We start from the raw sequence: 15,607 nt of genomic DNA on the forward strand, positions 1-15,607 counted from the left end.
GCCGCCTCTTACTGGTCCAGCGGAATGCGGGGCTGGCCTGAGACATGTCCGCCGGGTGGATGGGGCGCGACGCCGAGCGCGCTGCGCACGGCCTCCAGCCAGCCCCGGCCGAAGTCGCGGTCCGGCTCCAGGCAGGTGCCTTCCGCCCACTCGTTCCAGGCATTGACGAAGACCAGCCGTTCCTCGCCCCCGACGCTGTCCCGCCGATGCCGCACCAAGCCGCGCAGCCAGCGGCGGAAATGGCCCGGCGTCGCGCCACGGAAGACATGCGCCGCATCGCCACGCCGCGCGGTGTTGTCCCAGCCCATCATCACCGCGCGGTGCAGGTCCACGCCGTCGCTGTCCTGCGCCAGGCGCGCGAGCGCGGCATCCACCGTCGGACCATATTCGTACAGCCCACCCGTCATCCCCTCGGGCAGCGCGCCGCTGGCCGCCACCGTCGGCATGCGGTGCGGCGGGAATTCGAAGTAGGAGTCGAGGCCGAGCGCCGCCGGCTGATCCGGCAGCGGCTTGTCCTCGCCAAGCGAGAGCCAGCCGGCGGCGAGATGCACCTCGCCCACGCCGCGCCGGCGCAAGGCCTCGCGCAGCGCGGCAACCGCCTCGGCCGGCCGAGGCACATGCATGATCCGGTACACCATCAGCATCGGCCGGCCGCCAGGGCCGCCCAGCCGCAGGTAGCGCCGGTCGCGCAGCAGCGGCGCGACGTCCCGCGCGAAGGCTTCCACCCAGCCCTCGCGGTAGTCCTGCGGCATCAGGACCTCCTTGTTGGCGCCGTCCCAGTTGCGGCTCCAGGGTTCGTTGGCCCAGCAGATCATGAAGGGGAAGTCCGGCGTGCCGGAGGCCAGCACTTCGTCCAGCGGACGTTGCAGCAACCGCTGCCCCTCGCCGAACCAGTAGTAGTAGTAGCAGAAGGCGGAAATGCCGTGCCGCCGGGCAAGGTCCGCCTGCGCCTCGCGCGTTTCCGGCAGCCGCAGGTCGGTGAAGCCAAGCTCGCCCGGCAGCCGTGGCTGCCGGTGGCCGGGAAACAGCGGCTTCGCCTTGGTCACGTTGGTCCATTCGGTGAAGCCGCGGCCCCACCAGCGGTCGTTCTCCGGAATCGGGTGGAACTGCGGCAGGTAGAAGGCCACCACGCGCGGCGGCGCTGCCGCCTCGCCCACGCCCTGCCCCGCAGGCTGCGCATCCGCCGGGCCGGCGACCAGGGAAGCCTGCTCCAGCCGCATGCCGGCCGCATGGCAGGCGATGCCGAACAGGCGTTCCATCGCATGCGCCAGCGCCCCGTCGGTGCCGATCGGCTCAGGCTCGAACGACTCGTTCGCGACATGGAGGCCGAGGAGGTCGTGCAGGAGGGATCCGCGCAACCAGAAGATCGAACCCCCCGCGAAGGGGATCCGCGTCGCCTGTTCCACCGTGTAGCCCAGCAGCGGCAGCAGGTTTGCCAGGTGTTGCAGGTTGCCGCCCCAATGCTCCTCGCCGTTGAAGATCTGCCCATCCGCGACCACCATGCCCAGGTCAGGGTCGTTATCGAAGGCGGCGACCAGGGCCGCCGAGCCCGCGCGGTCCGGCAGCACGCCGGAGACGAGATGCCGCCGCCAGACATCGCCATCCTTGCGATGCGGGCTGCGCTTGGTGTGCAGCTTGCAGATCAGCGCGTACTGCGCCAGCGCGCCGGTGGCGGCGATCGCCATGAAGGGCAGGATGTCGCGACCCCGGTTGGGAAAGGCCCAGACATGGGCATGTGGGAAGCGCCGCAGGATATCCTCGCGCAGATGCTCCGAATGGCCCTCGACCAGCGTCACGAACAGGTCGAACGGCTCGGCCAGCCGCGTCGTCGCCTCGAGCATCTCGTCGCAGAGTTCAGGGTAGAACACATGCGCCACCACTGCGATGCGCGCGCCGGGCACGAAGCCCCGCAGCGCAAAGAGGTCAGGCAGCTGGATCGGCCAGCGCGGCATCCGCGGTGCCGCCGCATCCGGCCTGCGCACCGTCCCGGCCGCCTGCGGCTCCGCCACCAGGTCGGTCAGGTCCTCGATGCCGGGCAGGAATGCCGCGCCTTCTCCCACCCGCGCAGGCTCAGCCGGCAGGAGCCGGGCGCGCCGCGCCAGTTGCATCAGCGAGGGCCGCATGAAGCGTGGCATCCGTTCGCCAACGGTGCGCAGCGGGGTGGTCAGGCGCCAGGACGTACTGGCACGCAGCGAGAGCGCATCCTCAACGTGCCGGGCCAGATCGTTTTCCAGCCTTGCGATCGCGGCGCTTGCCGCGCGCGCCAGTTCAGCCGCCTGTCGCCGGGATTTCTGGTTCTGGGCCTGCGCTGCCTCGAGCGCCGCCAGCGCGCGGCGCAATTCGCCATCCACGCGTTCAAGCCTGGCATTGTCCTCGGCGGTGCGTTGCCTGGCCTGCTCCCTGTCCTGCCGCCGCGCCTTCACCAGGCGCTCATGCTCGGCCTCGAGGTCGCGTGCCCTGCGGTCGGCCTCCTCCAGCCGCTGCCGCGCCTCGTGCAGCGCCGCCGCGTGCTGCGCGCGCTGTGCCTCGCGCTCGGCCTCGTGGCGCGCGCGTTCCGCGGCCAGCGCCGCCTGCGCCGCGGCGTGGTCGGCATTGTGCGCCTCGATCTGTGCCCAGTGCCGACGTGCCGTCTCACCGGCCCGCTCCTGCTCGGTCTGCTTCGCAAGCCGCTCGATCCCCGCCAGTCCGCGCGCGGCGAAGAAGGAGCGGAGGCGCGTGGCGGCGGCGAAATCGGAGCTCGCGGAAAGCAGCGCCAGCACCGGCTGCGGCAGGTCGTTGCCGACGGCCAGTACGCCGAGGCCGAAGGAATGGAAGAATTCGAAATGCGGCCGGTCGCGCGACAGCTCCTCCCACAGCTTCCACACGCCGTAGTCGGGGCGGCGCACGTTGGTGTCGTGGAACAGCACGACGGCGCGGTCCGACAGCGTCGGCTCCCAGGTCTCGAAATCGTTGCGCACGGCCTCGTAGGTGTGCGTGCCATCGATGTGCAGGAGATCGATGGACCGCTCCGGGAACAGCGCGCGCGCCTGGTCGAAGTCGCTCCGCACGAGCGAGGAGAAATGCCCGTAGCGCGGATCGTGGTAGACTGAGAGTTCCTCGAACAGCCCTTCCTCGCGCCCCATATGCGCGTCGCCCTCCCAGGTATCGACGGCGTAGGCCCGGGTGCCGCAGCGCTCCGCCTCGATCGCCTGGCAGAAGGCGAGGAATGAGTTGCCGCGATGCGTACCGAGTTCCACCAGCACGCGCGGGCGGAGCGCGGAGATCAGCCAGAAGGCGAAGGGGATGTGCCCGACCCAGTGTTCGAACGGCTTCAGCCGCAACGGCTCGCGCAGCGTCTCCTCGCCCGCGCCGATGCTGGACAATGCGCGGCCGAGGCCTGCCGGCGTGTGCACAGCCGCCTGTTGATCGTCGAATGGTACCACCGCGGCGTCTCCTTCGTGCAGCACGTCGCCCGGTCGTCAGGGCACGCACGGTCCTGCGCTCCTGGCCGCTGCCGCGGCCATCCTGGTTCTTGAATGCTGCCTCGGAAGCCGAGGCTAGCCGGGCTTCGAGCAGATGATCACCTCGGTGAACTCCGCGATGATGCCGTGGGTTCGATCCGCGTAGCGCCGGATCTCGACGTCGAACGGCGTCCAGCGCGAGATCAGGTCTGCCAGGTCGTAGCCGTAGTGGAAGGTGACCAGCGAACCTTCGCCGCTGATCGGGTTGCCGTGATATTCCGGCTCCGAAAGATGGGTGATGCTGCCATCCGGCTCGAGCCGCGCCTTCTGCTGCGTCTCCACCAGCCATTTATAAATGGGCGTCGTGTGGATGTGGTAGCCGCCGGGGCGCAGCGTCCTGAAGATCTCGCGGTAGGCCTGCTCGGGGTGGAAGACGTGCTCCATGACGTCCTGCGTGATCGTCAGGTCGAAGCAAGCATCTGCAAACGTCTGCCGCTCAAGGTTCTCGCAGCGGACACCCTGGTGCTCCTGTCCCGGGGCGACATCCGGGAAAAACTGCGTCGGCAGATAGCCTTTCGCTTCCGAAGCAAGAAGCTGCGAGACGCCGCGCGGAGCAGGCGAGCTTTCATGAATATCCAGATCGGCGTAGTGCGGCAGCAACTGCCGTATTGCGAGCATCAGCGCGCGCTCGCGTGGGATCGACCCGCCCTCGCAGGTCTCGCAGATCAGGTGGTCGCGAAACCAGGGATTCTTCGCCGTGAAGCAGGTGTCCTGCTGACAGATCGGACAGAATCCATTCCACTCCGCAACAGTATCTAAAGCCTCCATGCAAATCAATCCGCTGGTTTCTGCAACAAGAACTGTCTATTTCAGAGGCCAAGCTAGCCTGCACAAAGACGATTGTCACCGTTGGATACGATGCTACTCCGCACTCGAAATGGTGACGGCGGACCGTCGTCTCGTACGCGAGGCCCGCTTCAGCCGCGCCGGAAGCGCGGCGCCTCGATCCGGCATCGGAAGGGCATTGTGCGTTGCAGCGCATTACTGTTTCAGCCGGAACATGACAGCGAACGCGCTGGCCTGACGCCAGGTTGAGGCATGCCCGAGGGGCATGAGACCAGAGGCGCCCGCCTTCCTGCTGCCCCGTTCTGTTCCCGGCTGATCATGCCGCGTGGCAGGCCTGTCTCCCGGAGTACATCCCCATGTCACTCTTCCGAGCCGAATGGTTCTCAAACATCCGCGCCGACATCTTCGCGGCACCGTCGTCGCCCTGGCGCTGATTCCGGAGGCCACCGCCTTCTCCCTCATCGCCGGCGTCGATCCGAAGGTCAGCCTGCGACGATCTCGGCGTGCTGATGCGCTATGTCTCACGCTCCGTCATGACCGGCTTCGTCAACGCACTCGCCATCCTGATCTTCATGGCGCAGTTGCCGGAGTTGATCGGCGTCACCTGGGTGACCTACGTGATCGTCGCCCTCGGGCGTGGCATCATCTACCTGCTGCCACTGCTGACCAGGGCGATCCCGTCCCCGCTGGTTGCGATCGTGGTGCTGACAGCGGTCGTGATGTGGCTGGGCCTCGATGTGCGCACGGTCGGCGGCATGGGCGAGTTGCTCGCCGGGCTTACCGCCTTCTTCCTGCCGGACGTGCCGCTGACGCTGGAGACGCTGTGGATCATCCTGCCGACTTCGCTGAGGCTGGCTGCCGTCGGCCTGCTCGAGTCCCTGATGACGGCGCAGATCGTCGATGAGTTGACCGACACGGGCTCCGACAAGATCCGCAAGACCTACGGCCAGGGAATTGCCAATGTCGCAGCCGGCCTGTCTGGCAGCATGGCCGGCTGCGCGATGATCGGGCAATCCGTCATCAACGTGAAGTCCGGTGGGCGGGGACGACTTTCCACGCTGTGGGCCGGCCTGTTCCTGATCCTGGTGCTGGCCGACCTGGTGCGGCAGATCCCGATGGGCGTGCTGGCCGGCGTGCTGCTGTCGGGCATTTTCTTCGCCCGCAAGGTAGCCAGCATCTTCCACATCCGGTCGGAGCTTTCGGCCGCTGGCATGCAGCGCACCTACACCGTCACTGGCCAGATCTTCTTCGCCTCGGCCGAGAGCTTCGGCGAGGCCTTCGACCCGAGGGAGGCGATCGAGCGGGTGGTGATCGATGTCTCCGGCGCCCACATCTGGGACCTCACGGCGGTTGCGGCGCTCGACCGCGTGGTGCTGAAGTTCCGCCGCGAGGGCACCGAGGTGCAGATCCTCGGCCTGTACAGATGGCTCGGTCTATGCCGAGAGCATCCTGGGCCGCGTGACGGCGGAGGCACCGGTGGATCGCAGCGGTGCGCTGGGCCTCAACGCGTCGGAGGAATTGCTGCGCGAGTTGGCGGAGCTCGACGAGGCCCGCGGCAAGGTCTCGCTGCGCCCGCGCGCTGCTTGCGGCGGCGGAGGCCCGGCGGAAGGCGGCGGGCGTGGCGCAATTCACCACCGTGCAGCGGCACGGCGCGCTGGTGGATACGATCATGGAGTTCGAAGGCGCAGCCGACCTGATGCTGGTCGGCAAACAGAACGGGGCCGCGAACTTCGCCGTCGGCCACCTCGGCGCCAGACGGTGCTGCACAGGGATGCGCCATGGCCGGCTGCGCAACATGATCGTCGGCAGCACCACCACGGCGCTGCTGCGCAGCTGCAAGATCCCGGTGCTGGTGTTCCGCTGAGCGAGATCAATGCGTGAAGGCTACTCGTTGAGGCCCTTTCCGGCGTAGGGATGCGTCGCCGCCCAATGCCGCGCGATGTCGACACGCTTGGCGATCCATACGTCGCGCCGTTGCATCATGTAGTCCAACAGCCGCTGCAGCCCGGCCGCCCGCGCCGGGTGGCCGATCAGCCGCATGTGCAAGCCGACCGACATCATCTTCGGCGTCCGCGCGCCCTCGGCGTACAGCATGTCGAAGGCATCGCGCACGAAGGCGAACCACTGGTCCGCATTGCCGGTGACGCCGTTGTACTTGCCGTCGTTGTTGGTCAGCGAATACGGCACCACCAGCCGCCCCTGGCCTTCCACCGTGACCCAGAAGGGCAGTTCCTCGCCGTAATAGTCGCTGTCGTACAGGAAGCCGCCATGCTCGGTGACCAGGCGGCGCGTGTTCACCGAGGGTCCGTAGCGGCAGTACCAGCCATCCGGCTTCTGGCCGAGCGTGCGTTCAAGGCTGGTGACGGCGCGCGCGATGTGTTCGCGCTCCTCCGCCTCGGTCAACTCGTAGTGCTTCACCCAGCGCCAGCCATGGCAGCAGATGTCGTAGCCGGCCGCGCGGATGGCGGCGGCGGCTTCCGGGTTGCGTTCCAGCGCCAGCGCGCAGGCGAAAATCGTCACCGGCAGGCCACGTTCCTGGAACAGCCGATGCAGCCGCCAGAAGCCGACGCGGCTGCCGTATTCGAACATGCCCTCCGCCGCCAGGTCGCGCCCCTTAGGGACCGGCGTGGTACCGTTGGATTCGGTGTGACCGTTTTCCGTGTAGCCCTCGCCATCCTGCACGGAGGGCTCCGAGCCTTCCTCGTAGTTCATGACGAAGTTCACCGCGAGCCGCGCGCCGCCGGGCCATTTCGGGTCGGGCGGATTGCCGCCGTAGCCGATGTAGTCGCGCTTCACCTCGTAGGTCATTCGGCCTCTCCATCCAGATGGACTTCGAAGGGGGCGACCTGGACGAACTCGTCATCCGCCGGGGTGCCATCCTTCCACATGAACACCGCGAAGCGGCCGGGACGGTCGATCACGGTGAAGGGGTGGTGCCAGACATCGGCACCATAGGTAACGCCCTGATCGCCCCGGGCGAGAAAAGCCTGCGCACGCGCCATGTCCGGCGCGCCATCGGCGCCATGCGGCGCAACGATCGCAATCCAGCGACCGGCCTCCATCGGCACGAAGGATTGCGAGGAGTACTTGTGCCGTTCCATGGTCGTGGAAGCCAGCGGCAGCGCACTGGGCGCCTTGCAGGTGAAGGACAGGCTGGGCGCGGCCTGCGACCGGCGGTTGGACAGCGCCGTCTCGGTGTAGATGCGGCCGGGGTCTTCCGGCGCGTGCAGCACCTCGCCGAATTCGGCGAAGGCTTCGCTGGTCAGGGGTCTTGCGATCAGGCGCATGCATCAGCCTCGGCTATCTGGATGTGGAAAGCGGCGCAGGGCGTTGCGGGATCAACCTGCCGGACCAGGCGCAGGCCGACCTTGTGGACATGCATATCGATCGGCCGCCGCTTCGGCCTCCGTCTCCAGGGTGCTCGGCGTCCTCCACCTCAACCTGACGCCCTGCTCCCGGCCCCACGTCCATCCGCGTCGCATGAAGACACGGCTCAATGGGAGACGCCTTTGCGGCCCTGCATTGTGCGGGAGCCAGGCAAACCTCGATCAATCCGACCATCCTGCCAAATCATTCTGCATTTCAGCAGAAAAAATGACGCCTGGGATAGCCTGGTATGCCGGCGGCGTCCGCGGCGCGCCTCGCCAACCGAGATGTCGGCACGCTGCCGGTCCTGACCTACAGCAACCCGATCTACAGCACGGTGAGCGCGCTGGATGTCCTGGTCCAGGCGCCGGCCGGCGACCTGCTGGTGGTCGGGGCGGGGCCGGTGGCGCCCCTCTACACCCAACCGAAGCACCCCTGCGCGCAGCTTTCGCTGTCCACCGTGGCGCAGCCGAACCCGGCGCTGCACCACCAGCGCGTGGCCGTGACGGGGGAAATGCCGAGCCCGCTGGCGCCTCCGGCTGGCCGTGCCTTCCATCCGCTCGGCCCGCATGCCATGCCAGGATGTTACGTGGAGCGCCCGATGCTGCGGGTGCTGCCGGGTGGCACAGCGGTCGCCTGCCGCCTGCAGGATCGAACCAGGGAGAGAGAGCACCATGCGCCTCAAGGACAAGGTCGTGGTCGTCACCGGCGGCGCGTCGGGCATCGGCCGCGCCATTTCGATCCTGTTCGCCCGGGAAGGCGCCACCGTCGCGATCGGGGACCTGACGGAGGATGTGAAGGAAGGCGGAGAGCCGACCCGCAAGCTGATCGAGGAGGCCGGGGGCACCGCGCGTTTCCATCTCTGCGATGTCGCGAAGTGGGACGACATCGACGCGCTGGTGACGAAGACGGTGGCGGAATTCGGCAAGCTCGATGTCATCGTCAACAACGCGGCCACGCTCGGCAGCGGTACCAGGCTGCTGGAGACCAGCGAGGCAGACTGGGACCATGTGATGGCGGTGAACGCGAAGGGCGTGTTCTTCGGCTGCAAGCGCGCGATCCAGCAGTTCCTGACACAGCCGGTGGTGGGCGATGCGCGCGGCCGCATCGTCAACATCTCCTCCCAGCACGGCATGGTCTGCGCGCCGGGCAAGATCGCCTACGGCACCGGCAAGGCAGCCGCCGTCTACATCACGCGTCAGGTTGCGGTGGACTATGCCGGGGACAACATCATCTGCAACGCCGTGGCGCCGGGCCGCGTCCTGACGGGCAAGCCGCTCGGCGGTGCCGGATCGGATCCGCTGGAGTATTCGCGATCGCGCACGCCGATGCCCCGCCTCGGCCGGCCCGGCGACATCGCAAGCGCCGCGCTGTTCCTGGCCAGCGACGAGGCCACCTACATCACCGGCCACAACCTGATGGTCGATGGTGGCTGGATGGCCTACTAGGCCATGAATATCCTCGCCATCGGCTTCGTCGGCCTCGTCCTCGTGGATCGGAGGGAACGGCAAGCTCCGCCGTCGGTCATCCAGCGCGACGGGCGCCCGGAGCACCCGGCTTTACTTCCCCAGATGCTTCCCCGCACGCTTCGGTCTCTGTCACTCCCAAACCACCACCACCGGCCGCATCGGCCTCGCGGATGCCAGGTGCAAGCGTAGCCAGCACCGCGCCGAGACAGAACACGGCCGCCGCGAGAAGCCCAGTCGCCCAAAGGTCCAGCCATTGCGCCACGGTTCCCGCCATGGCGGATCCGGCGACGTCGCCGAGGTTGAGGGCGGCCATGAACATGGCGAAGCGCGTTGCCGCGGCGGCACCACGGCTGGCGCGCATCACCGCCGGCGCCAGCGCCACGAACAGCAGCGCCGGCAATACCCCTGACAACCCGAGTGCCAACGGGCCCGCCCGCGCCGCCCAACGCGGATCCCCCAACGCCAGCAGGGCACCGGCCACGGCATGACCCAGTGCGCACAGCGCCAGTAGCACCGCCACCGCCAGCCCCGGTCCTGGCCTCCCTGGTCCCACCCGGTCCGTCCACCATCCCACCAGCAGCGCTCCGACGGTGCCTGCCATCAGGGCGATGCCGGCCTGCCAGGAGGACAGCGCCTCCGCCTCCCAGCCTCGCCGCTGGATTAGCTCCACCGCCAGCGGCACGCGGAACACAGCACCTGCGAAATCGACGCAGAAGCAGAAGGCGAGCAGCGCGAGCGTCGAGCGCCGCCGCAGGATGTCCCGGAGTTGCCGCATCACGGCTGCAAAGGAATCGCCGCCCGTCCGCATCTCGCGTTGCCGCAGCGAGAGCCAATCGTCGCCCGGCGCCTCCCGCACCAGAAGCGGCAGCACCAGCACAAGGGCGCCCACCGCCAGCAGGACACCGGAGGCGAAGGCCAATCCCCGGGCCGGCAACAGCCAGGCGAACAGGGCGGTTCCCACCGCGATGCCGGAGACGAAGCCGGCGCGTGTCACCGCATTCGCCCGGCCAAGCCGCGCCGTCGGCACGTGGTCGATGATCATCCCGTCGATCGCGGTATCCACCAGCGCGGCCAGGGCGCTGTGCAGCAGGAACACGGCGCTGATCGCGGCGATGCCACCGGCCGTCACCGGCCCCGCCAGCAGCAGCCGCGCCAGCGCCAGCAGGGATGCCGCCAGCGCCAGCACCACCCAGAAGCGGCGCCGCCCCATGCGGAAGCCGCCGAAACGGTCGACGACCGGCCCCCAAAGCGGCTGCAGGATCCAGGGCAAGCCGACAATCGCAATGTGGGCACCCACCTGCCCCGTGCTGGCGCCGAGGCTGGCAAAATGGTTCGGAAGCGCCGTCAGCGCGAAGCCCGCCACCAGCCCCTGGTAGCCATAGAGCGCGAAGACCAGCGCCAGGCACCAGCCGGTCCGGTCCACCAGGGGCCAGCGCGGCGCTGCGCTGGCCGCTTCAGGCTGCATCCGGACGTGCCGTCAGCACGGCGAAGGGAACGGCCAGTAACAGGCCCGCCACCACCGGCAGCGCCACCGCCAGGGCGAAGCCCGAGTCATGGGCCGCCAGCACCACCACCAGCACGCCACCCATCACCGTATGCGGCCAGAGCAGCCGCGCCGCCTCGCGCCAGCCTACCACCCTCTCCGCCCGATGCTGCGCCGCCCATTCGCGGCGTCGCCCGGCGGCCAGCACCGTCAGCGTCCGGTCGAAGGCGAGGATCGAGTCGAACATCAGCAGGAAGCCCGCCTCGTGCAGCATCCGCCGCAGATAGGCGCCACGGCCGGAACCGGGCCCGCGCCACAGCGCTTCCGCATGTCCGGCGAGGCGCGGCAGGTGCAGCAGTGCGAAGCCCAGGCCCAGCAACGCCAGCAGAGCCCCGCGCGGCGTCGCCGCATCCGTGCCGACGTTCAGCACCGCCAGGGGCAGCATTGCGAACCAGGCCGGTGCCAGGGCGTAGTGCAGGATGGCCTGCAGCATCTGGAAGCGGCCAAGCGCGCCGAGGTCCGGCCGCCGCAGCAGGTGCAGGTACTGCATGTTGCCCGCCGCCCAGCGCCGGTCGCGCTGCAGGAATTCCGGCAGGTTCGGCGGCTGCGCCTCGCGCGACCCGTCTTCGGCGATGTCACCATCCGGCAGCACGCGCACCGCCCAGCCCGCCGCATGCAGCCGCGCCGCCTCGACATGGTCGTGCGACAGGATGTGCCGCCCATCCGGCAGCGTGCCGAGCCGCGCATCGGTGCGGAAGGGCGCGATGCGGATCAGCGCGTTGTGCCCCCAATAGGGGCCCTCCGCCCCCTGCCACCAGGCCTGCCCGGTGGCCCAGGTGAGCGAGCCCGGGCGGTGCCCGAAGCCGAGCATCCGCGGGAACGGCGCGGAAGCCGGCCGGCTGGCGATGGTGGATTGCAGGATGGCAAGGCCGGGGTCCGCCTGCATCACCCGCACCATCCGCAGCACCGCGGGCGCCGTCATCTCGGAATCCGCGTCCAGCAGCAGCAGGAAGTCGAAGCCCTCCGCATGGTGGTCCAGGCAGTCCATGACGTTGCCGGCCTTGTAGCCGGCATTGTCCGCCCGCCGCCGGTACCGCACCTGCCCAGCCGGCCGCGACGCTGCGAAGCGCGCCACCGCCGCCGCCTCGCCATCGGCCCGGGCACTGTCGGACAGGATGGCCAGCCCGAAGCAGGCCGCGTGCCCCGCCAGCCCATCCAGCAGCCGGCCGAGCGGGGCCAGCACCGCCGCCATCTCCTCATCCCGCACACAGACGGCGATCAGCGTGCGGCGCCGGACCGGCGCATCCGCCGCAAGGTCCCGCAGCACAGGCAGCACCGCCGCCACCGGGTCGCGCGCGCCCATCCGGATGCCGGCGCCAAGCAGCCCGGTGGCGCCCGCCAGTGCGACCCAGGGGGCATTCAACACCAGGCAGGCCAGCAGCAGTCCTTCCCAGGCAGTCCAGCCGCCGGGTGTGAGGACGCGCAGCGAAAGCCCCACCAGGCCAAGCGCCAGCAACGCCACCAGGCCGGCGAAGGCCCAGCGCCGCGGCAGGAAGGCCGCGGCGGGCAGACCCCGTGCCGGAGCGACCTCAGGCGGTCTGGGCTGGGGCCGGGACACGCAGCAGGCCAGCGACATCGGCGAGCGTCGCCGCGATGCGCAGGGCGATCGCGGGGTGGGTGCAGACGCAGTTCGGGCTCGGATGCGGCATCAGCCGCACCGCGACCTCCGGCCGCGCCGCGTGCAACGTGTCCTCCGCCTGCGCCGCGATGCGCCCGGCCAGCACGGCGACGCGCAGGGCCGGCAGCAATTCCAGCAGCGCCGGCAGCCAGGCGCGCCCGGCCCGCGCCTCGGCCGCCAGCGGCGCACGGTTGCGGGCGCCCGGGGCGGGGATCATCCACGGGATCAGGTTCCACAGCAGCACGTCCCGACGCGCAAGGCCGGCCTCGTCGAGGAATCGGCGCAGGTTGGCCGCGGTGCCGCCGGCATTGTCGCGCGACACCACGCCGATGTTCGGCGACGGCGCTTCCAGCAGCAGCAGCACGCGGGCCGCGGCGCCGCCATCGGCGGGATCGACCTCCGGCACCGGCCGGCCGACATCCGCGCGAAGGCGCGCCGCCAGGTCGCGCAGCGGCGCCATGTGCGGCGCCTGCCGCAGCAGCGCCAGCCGGGCTGCCAGTGCATTGGGGCAGGCAAGGGCCGCGCTCATGCCGCGCGCGCCAGGGGCGGGTTGCCCTGAAGGCGGAACACCTCCGCCATGCCAGCGGCATCCAGCGCCCGCTCCAGCCCCGCCTTGCCGCCGAACTGGAAGCCGAGCTGGCTGGCATAGGCCGCGCAGGCCGCCCGCTTGCGCGCGGCATCGCCGGGCAGCGCCGCCTCCGGCAGGCCGTCCAGCAGCGCCGCGCAGGGCATGGCGGGGGTGGTGGTGCGGGCCACATAGGGGAAGTCCCGCCACCAGAGCACGGGCACTTGCACCTCCAGGCCGCGCAACGCCCGCACCAGCAGCACATGGTCCACATGCCCGCCGATGGCCTGCGGCGCCAGCAGCAGGCTCGGCCGCAGCAGGTCCATCAACGGCTCGATCGCCGCCGTCGCCTCGCGCTCCGCGGGGTCATCCGCGTGCGGCGGCCCGAATAACGCGGCGGCGGAGTGGTAGCCGCGGTGTGGCGCCTCGCGCAGCGCCAGCCAGACGGGCTGCGCGCCCAGCACGGCGCAGGCGGCGGCATCCTCGGCCCGCCGCAGCGCCATGTAGTCCACCTCCGGCGCCAAGCCCTTATCGGTCTGGCAAGCCAGGGCGAAGCCGGTGGGCAGGGCGACGGAGGCGGTGAACAACGTCGCCACCACCACCTCCCACCCCTCATCCGCCAGCCGCGCCAGGGTGCCGCCGGCCGAAAAGGCGGCGTCGTCCAGATGCGGCGACAGGGCCAGTGCGAGACGGCTCACAGCAGGTGCGGCGCCGCACGGAAGCGGCACGGCTCCATCGGCAGCGCCGGGTCGAAACCGACCTCCGGCGCGTCATGCCGGAGATCCTCGTAGGTCGCCATGATCTGCCGGCCCACCACCTCCCAGGAATAGGTGGCGCGGCATTCCGCCAGCGCCGCTGCGGCCAGTCTTTCGCGCAGCGCGGCATCCTCGATCACCAGGCGCAGGTTCGCAGCCAGCGCCGGCACGTCGCCGGGCGCGCCGAGCAGCCCGTTCTCGCCATGCCGCAGGCAGTCCACAACGCCGACCGCGGTGCAGGAGACGCAGGCAAGGCCGCTCGCCATCGCCTCCAGCACCGTATTCGAAAATCCCTCGGCATAGGTCGGGGATACGAACACATCCTGTTCGCGATACAGGGCCGGCGCCGCCGCGTAATCCGCATAGCCGGCGAAGCGCGTATGGAGGCCGAGCGCTGCATCGCGATCCCGACAGGCCTCCAGATCCGGCCCGATGCCACTGATCGTCGCGGCGAAGGCGACGCCCTGCTGCCGCAGCAAAGCCAGTGCGTCGAGGAAGTCCAGCGCGCCTTTCCGCCGATCCACGCGGCCATGGTAGAACAGCCGCACCGGATCGCCCGCTTTTCGTTCAGCCGGCGGGAAGAACTCCGCCACGTCGACCGCGCCGGGCACGATGGTGAAGCGATCGCGCGAGACGCCAAGGCGCTCCGCCACTTCGCGAGAAAAACTGTCGCAGCCGATCAGCAGGCGGCCGGCGTGGTTCAGCACGCGCAGCATGGCCTGCCGGTGCGTCTCGCAGCAGGACCCGACCCAGTGCCCGTCGCCGCCCTGGATGGAAACCACGACCGGTACGCCGATTTGCCGCGCCGCGAGCAGTGCCGCCCAGCCGGTGGGGTAGCCGTACTGCGCGTGCAGCACGTCGAAGGGCGCTCGCGCATGGTCGGCCAGGACGGCATCCACCATCGCCTGCACGTCACGCTCGAAATCCGCCTCGCCCTCGATTTCCTCTCCGAAGGATCGCAGCCCGATGACACGCACCCCCGGAACCTCCGGCGGCGGTCCGCCGCCATAGATGCGCGTGCCTAGCGCGTCGCCGCGGTACTGACTCAGCATCGTCACGTCATGCCCGGCCGCGACGAGCTGCCGCAGCAGGTTCAGCGCATAGACGCTCATGCCTGAGATCGCCGGGAAGAAGCGACGTGACAGGAAAAGCACCCTCACGCCACGCGCCTCGCCTCGCGGCATCCGCGCAGCCAGGCGAGCGAGGCCGGCACCATGGCATCCGCACGGTGGCTTTCCCGGGACAGCTCGACGCAGACCAGCTTCTGGAAGTCGGCGCGCTCCAGCGCATCGAGGCAGCCGGGGATGTCCATGTCGCCCTCGCCGAAGGGCAGGTGGACGTGCACGCCACGCGCCATGTCCTCAATGGCGACGGTGCCGATGCAATCCGCGAACTCCGCCACCGCGGCCGCCGGATCACGTTCCCCCGTCACCAGCAGGTGGCCCAGGTCGAGCGCCAGCGTCAGCCACGGCAGTTCCGCGCGCAGCGCCGTGAAATCATCGACGGTCTCCACCAGCATGCCCGGCTCGGGCTCCAGCGCCGCGGCGACGCCACGATGCGCGGCGTGTTCCAGGACCTGCGACACGCCTTCCCGCAGCCACGCGCGCGCCTGGTGCGGGCTGACGCCGGGGCGCGGCACGCCGGCCCAGAAGGACATCGCCTCCGCGCCCAGTATGGCGCCGATATCCGTCGCGCGGTTGAGGAAGGCCACGCGCCGCGCACGCCCCGCCGCATCCGCCGTCAGCAGGGTCGGCTCGTGCTTGGCCCGGGGATCGAGCAGGTAGCGGGCGCCGGTCTCGATGACGCAGCCCATCCGGCGCGCCGCCAGGTCGCGCGCCAGCGCTTCCGCCCGGGCCTGCCAGCCGGGCTCCATCGGATCCAGGTGATGATGGTCCAACGTCAGCGCCACGCCGTCATAGCCGGCCTCGGCGATGATCGCGACGGCATCCGTCAGCCGGTGGTTCGCAGTGCCGTTGGTGTTGTAGGCGAGGCGCAGGCTCATGCT

The 15,607-nt window shown here is 69.8% G+C and carries 12 protein-coding genes and 1 pseudogene; 3 read left to right on the forward strand and 10 right to left on the reverse strand.

Features of this window, described 5'->3' with window-relative positions:
* Positions 1-8 precede the first annotated feature (8 nt).
* Together ACLF3G_RS23245 and ACLF3G_RS23250 are read right to left on the reverse strand one after the other, a co-directional pair.
* Positions 9-3,422: a glycoside hydrolase family 99-like domain-containing protein gene (locus ACLF3G_RS23245; RefSeq protein ID WP_430671788.1), complete on the reverse strand. Its 3,414-nt coding sequence runs from the start codon at positions 3,420-3,422 to the stop codon at positions 9-11.
* A 114-nt stretch (positions 3,423-3,536) separates the two neighbouring features.
* The gene (locus ACLF3G_RS23250; protein ID WP_430671789.1) at positions 3,537-4,268 is read right to left on the reverse strand and encodes a methyltransferase domain-containing protein; all 732 of its coding nucleotides are present in this window, start codon (positions 4,266-4,268) and stop codon (positions 3,537-3,539) included.
* Positions 4,269-4,642: 374 nt separating this feature from the next.
* Between ACLF3G_RS23250 and ACLF3G_RS23255 the strand changes: the two are divergent.
* Together ACLF3G_RS23255 and ACLF3G_RS23260 are read left to right on the forward strand one after the other, a co-directional pair.
* Positions 4,643-5,704: pseudogene (locus ACLF3G_RS23255) on the forward strand (SulP family inorganic anion transporter); the annotation flags it as partial.
* Positions 5,705-5,904: 200 nt separating this feature from the next.
* Positions 5,905-6,150: a universal stress protein gene (locus ACLF3G_RS23260; protein ID WP_430671790.1), complete on the forward strand. Its 246-nt coding sequence runs from the start codon at positions 5,905-5,907 to the stop codon at positions 6,148-6,150.
* Between the two features lie 20 nt (positions 6,151-6,170).
* On the opposite strand, the gene ACLF3G_RS23265 is transcribed toward ACLF3G_RS23260, so the two are convergent.
* Both ACLF3G_RS23265 and ACLF3G_RS23270 read right to left on the reverse strand, forming a co-directional pair.
* On the reverse strand, positions 6,171-7,094 hold the full coding sequence (locus tag ACLF3G_RS23265; protein WP_430671791.1) for a polysaccharide deacetylase family protein: 924 nt from the start codon (positions 7,092-7,094) through the stop codon (positions 6,171-6,173).
* Entirely contained in the window at positions 7,091-7,573 is a 483-nt protein-coding gene (locus ACLF3G_RS23270) for an ureidoglycolate lyase (RefSeq protein ID WP_430671792.1), read from the reverse strand. Before ACLF3G_RS23270 ends, ACLF3G_RS23265 begins: the two co-directional genes overlap by 4 nt.
* Before the next feature lie 753 nt (positions 7,574-8,326).
* On the opposite strand from ACLF3G_RS23270, the gene ACLF3G_RS23275 reads away from it, so the two are divergent.
* Entirely contained in the window at positions 8,327-9,100 is a 774-nt protein-coding gene (locus tag ACLF3G_RS23275; protein WP_430671793.1) for an SDR family NAD(P)-dependent oxidoreductase, read from the forward strand.
* 76 nt (positions 9,101-9,176) lie between these two features.
* Here the strand turns inward: ACLF3G_RS23275 and ACLF3G_RS23280 are convergent, their stop codons facing one another.
* The 6 genes from ACLF3G_RS23280 to ACLF3G_RS23305 all read right to left on the reverse strand — a co-directional run.
* On the reverse strand, positions 9,177-10,586 hold the full coding sequence (locus ACLF3G_RS23280; protein WP_430671794.1) for an MFS transporter: 1,410 nt from the start codon (positions 10,584-10,586) through the stop codon (positions 9,177-9,179).
* Positions 10,576-12,222, reverse strand: a complete 1,647-nt coding sequence (locus ACLF3G_RS23285; RefSeq protein ID WP_430671795.1) for a glycosyltransferase family 2 protein — start codon at positions 12,220-12,222, stop codon at positions 10,576-10,578. Before ACLF3G_RS23285 ends, ACLF3G_RS23280 begins: the two co-directional genes overlap by 11 nt.
* Positions 12,194-12,811 (reverse strand): uracil-DNA glycosylase, encoded by a 618-nt coding sequence (locus ACLF3G_RS23290; protein WP_430671796.1) that lies wholly within the window; start codon positions 12,809-12,811, stop codon positions 12,194-12,196. The genes ACLF3G_RS23285 and ACLF3G_RS23290 overlap by 29 nt, the downstream gene beginning before the upstream one ends.
* On the reverse strand, positions 12,808-13,545 hold the full coding sequence (locus ACLF3G_RS23295; protein WP_430671797.1) for a PIG-L deacetylase family protein: 738 nt from the start codon (positions 13,543-13,545) through the stop codon (positions 12,808-12,810). The genes ACLF3G_RS23290 and ACLF3G_RS23295 overlap by 4 nt, the downstream gene beginning before the upstream one ends.
* Entirely contained in the window at positions 13,542-14,762 is a 1,221-nt protein-coding gene (locus ACLF3G_RS23300) for a glycosyltransferase family 4 protein (RefSeq protein ID WP_430671798.1), read from the reverse strand. Before ACLF3G_RS23300 ends, ACLF3G_RS23295 begins: the two co-directional genes overlap by 4 nt.
* Positions 14,759-15,607: sugar phosphate isomerase/epimerase family protein (locus ACLF3G_RS23305; protein ID WP_430671799.1), on the reverse strand; the 849-nt coding region annotated here is incomplete at its 5' end. The genes ACLF3G_RS23300 and ACLF3G_RS23305, both read right to left, overlap by 4 nt.

Source organism: Falsiroseomonas sp. HC035 (genome assembly GCF_050563525.1).
GTDB lineage: Bacteria > Pseudomonadota > Alphaproteobacteria > Acetobacterales > Acetobacteraceae > Falsiroseomonas.

What these genes read in the sequence shown, in the direction of transcription:
- ACLF3G_RS23250 (WP_430671789.1), bottom strand. Translation starts at nt 4,268, where the DNA reads ATGGAGGCTTTAGATACTGTTGCGGAGTGGAATGGATTCTGTCCGATC.
- ACLF3G_RS23265 (WP_430671791.1), bottom strand. Translation starts at nt 7,094, where the DNA reads ATGACCTACGAGGTGAAGCGCGACTACATCGGCTACGGCGGCAATCCG.
- ACLF3G_RS23270 (WP_430671792.1), bottom strand. Translation starts at nt 7,573, where the DNA reads ATGCGCCTGATCGCAAGACCCCTGACCAGCGAAGCCTTCGCCGAATTC.
- ACLF3G_RS23275 (WP_430671793.1), top strand. Translation starts at nt 8,327, where the DNA reads ATGCGCCTCAAGGACAAGGTCGTGGTCGTCACCGGCGGCGCGTCGGGC.
- ACLF3G_RS23280 (WP_430671794.1), bottom strand. Translation starts at nt 10,586, where the DNA reads ATGCAGCCTGAAGCGGCCAGCGCAGCGCCGCGCTGGCCCCTGGTGGAC.
- ACLF3G_RS23290 (WP_430671796.1), bottom strand. Translation starts at nt 12,811, where the DNA reads ATGAGCGCGGCCCTTGCCTGCCCCAATGCACTGGCAGCCCGGCTGGCG.